The sequence below is a fragment of the Xanthomonas axonopodis genome, from assembly GCF_001304695.1.
Lineage (GTDB): Bacteria > Pseudomonadota > Gammaproteobacteria > Xanthomonadales > Xanthomonadaceae > Xanthomonas > Xanthomonas axonopodis.
Map to the genome: position 1 here is coordinate 1 of NZ_JFAQ01000206.1, position 2,186 is coordinate 2,186.

General features: G+C 66.2%; 1 pseudogene. It reads left to right on the plus strand.

The annotated features are described in order from the left end of the window. Positions 1-2,063: pseudogene (locus XAXN_RS16925) on the plus strand (alpha-2-macroglobulin family protein); the annotation flags it as partial. Positions 2,064-2,186: the final 123 nt, after the last annotated feature.

A 2,186-nucleotide genomic window follows, 5' to 3' on the forward strand; every position in this document is an offset into this window, starting at 1 on the left:
TTGATCAGCGTTGCCTTAATCAAACTCGACGCCCGCGGCAACGCGCGCGTGCAACTGTCGGTGCCGGATTTCAACGGCACCTTGCGGGTGTCGGCGCTGGTGTATTCGGACACGCGTTACGGCAACCGCGACATGGAAACCGTCGTGCGCGCGCCGATTCTGGCCGAAGCCAGCATGCCGCGCGTGATGGCCCCGGGCGACCGCAGCACGGTGACGCTGGACGTGCAGAATTTCACTGGCAAGCCGGGCGAGTTCAACGTGCGTGTGGAGGGCATTGGCCCGCTCGCCATCGGCGAAGCGTCGCGCAGCGTCAAGCTCGGCGTGGACGCCAAACAGACGCTGAGCTTCCCGTTGAGCGCTACCGAAGGCTATAGCGTGGCCAAGGTGCGCGTGCGCGTGGACGGCAACGGGTTCAAGGCCGACCGCAGCTACGAGCTGCCGGTGCGCGCCGGCTGGCCGCAGGTGCTGCGTGCGCAGACGCGCGTGCTCGATCCGCTGGCGCCGGTCACCCTGGACAGCGGGTTTGCCGATGGCCTGATGGCCGGCTCGGTGACCGCGCGCATGGTGGTCAGCGCGTTGCCGCCGATTCCGTTCGCCAGCGCATTGCAGGGCGCGTTGGAGTACCCGTACGGCTGCGCCGAGCTGACCAACAGCAAGGGCTACGCGGCGCTGCTGCTCGACGATGCCACCGCCAGGGCGCTCGGCATCAAGGGGCTGGAGGCGGCCAAGCGCCGTGAGCGCATGGAAGGCGCGTTCGGCCGGCTGGCGTCGATGCAGATCGCCAGCGGGCATTTTTCGATGTGGGGCGACGATGGCTACATCAACCCGGGCCTGACGCCCTACATCGCCGAATTCCTGCTCGATGCCAAGGACGCCGGTTTTGCGGTGCCCGACAACGTGTTGCAAAAGGCGCTCAATCGCCTGAGCAAAGACCTGTTGTCCGGTGGCAACGAGTTCTACGGGCAGGATCGCCGGGATAATCTGAAATTCGCCAATCAGGCCTGGTCCGGCTACGTCCTGGCGCGCGTCAACCGCGCCCCGCTGGGCACGCTGCGCGCGCTGTACGACAACCAGCGCGACAAGGCATTGACGGGTCTGTCGTTGGTCCATCTGGGCATCGCCTTGTCGCTGCAGGGCGATACCAAGCGTGGCGATGCGGCGATTAAGGCCGGGTTTGCCAAGGACAGCAGCGAGCGTCCGCCGTACTTCGGCGATTACGGCAGCGCGATCCGCGACGACGCCTTGATGATGGCGTTACTGCACGAACGCGGTTTGTCCAAGCCAGAGTACGACACCCGCGCGGTGGCCTTGGGCCGCGCGCTGGATGCACGCCGCGCGACCGGTTGGCTGCGGCTGAGCACGCAGGATCAGGTGGCGTTGGCGCGGTTGGGCAAGGCCTTGATGGTCGGGCAGGCAAGCAGGTGTCCGGCAGCTTGACGGTGGGCGACCAGGTGCAGCAGGTCGCACCGGCACGCGTGTTCGGGCGCAGTTTCGACAGTGCCGCCCTGGCGCGCGGCGTGCAGTTCGCACCACAAGGCGAGGCGCCGATGTACGCCAGCCTGGAAGTGGCCGGCATTCCGCGTAGCGCACCGGAACCGGACACGCGCAATCTAAGTGTGGAGCGCAGCTGGTACACCACCGACGGCAAGTCGTGGACGCCGCACCCATTGCAGGAAGGCGAAGCGTTGATCGTGCGTGTCAGCATCACTGCCAACAGCAGCATGCCCGATGCCTTGCTCACCGACCTGCTGCCGGCCGGTTTGGAAATCGAGAATTTCAATCTCGGCGATGCCAAGCAGTGGGCGGACGTGGTGGTGGACGGCATCGGCATCAGCGAGCGGTCCAGCGCCGCCGACGTCAAGCACGAAGAGTTCCGCGACGACCGCTATGTGGCCGCGCTGGCGCTGTCGTCGGGCAGCAAGGCGCAGGTGTACTACCTGGTGCGTGCAGTCACTCCGGGCACCTACACAGTGCCGCCGTCGCTGGTGGAAGACATGTACCGGCCAGAGCTGCGTGGTGTGGGCCGCAGCACGCCAGCCACGATGACGGTAGTGCAGCCGTAAGACGGGCTTGGCCCTTCTTCCATTGGGAGAAGGGGCTCCGCAGGCGCGGATGAGGGTTCGAGCGAAGCTGGTGGAGTTGGAACGGGACGAATGGCTTCGCCTCGTACCCTCACCCCAACCCCT